The following is a 950-nucleotide window of genomic DNA, read 5'->3' as shown; positions in this document are numbered from 1 at the left end:
GGCGTCGGGGTGATCCTGAGCCGCTCGGTACCGACCGGAACGGTCGGATAGTTGATCGGCTGGACATAGATGCCGTAGCGGTCGATCAGCACGTCCGAGATCCATTTGCACTTGGCCGCATTGCCCACCATCACCGGCACGATATGGCTCGGATTGTCCATGTGCGGAATGCCGTGGCGGTCGAGCATGGCGCGCACCTTGGCGACCGCGTCCTGGTGGCGGCGGCGCTCGAGTTCGGAGACCTTGAGGTGCCTGATAGAGGCGGCGGCCCCGGCGGCCAGGGCCGGCGGCAGCGCGGTGGTGAAGATGAAACCGGAGGCAAAGGAGCGCACGAAGTCGCACAGCGCCGCCGAGCCGGTGATGTAGCCGCCCATGACGCCGAAGGCCTTGCCGAGCGTGCCTTCGATCACCGTCAGGCGATCCATCAGGCCTTCGCGTTCGGCCACGCCGCCGCCGCGCGGACCGTACATGCCCACCGCATGGACCTCGTCGAGATAGGTCATGGCGCCGAATGCGTCGGCCACGTCGCAGATCGCCTCGATCGGCGCGATGTCGCCATCCATCGAATAGACGCTCTCGAAGGCGACGAGCTTGGGAGCTGCCGGGTCGTCGGCGGCCATCAGTTCGCGCAGATGTTCGGGATCGTTGTGCCTGAAGATGCGGCGCTCGCATTTCGAATGGCGGATGCCCTCGATCATCGAGGCATGATTGAGCGCGTCCGAATAGACGATGATGCCGGGGATCTTTGCCAGCAGCGTGCCGAGTGCGGCCCAGTTGGAGACATAGCCCGAGGTGAAGATGAGTGCTGCTTCCTTGCCGTGGAGATCGGCAAGCTCACGCTCGAGAAGCACGTGATAGTGGTTGGTGCCGGAAATGTTGCGGGTGCCGCCTGCCCCTGCTCCGCAGCGGTCGATGGCGTCCTTCATGGCCTCGACGACGATCGCGTTCTG

General features: G+C 64.8%; 1 protein-coding gene. It reads right to left on the bottom strand.

Annotation, left to right across the window (positions count from 1 at the left end; translation table 11 throughout):
• The coding region (gene hemA, locus E2A64_RS17750; RefSeq protein ID WP_133285867.1) for a 5-aminolevulinate synthase at positions 1-950 on the bottom strand (950 nt) is incomplete at both ends.

The organism is Pseudohoeflea suaedae (assembly GCF_004354915.1).
Lineage (GTDB): Bacteria > Pseudomonadota > Alphaproteobacteria > Rhizobiales > Rhizobiaceae > Pseudohoeflea > Pseudohoeflea suaedae.
This window is presented reverse-complemented; position numbering and strand designations above follow the sequence as displayed.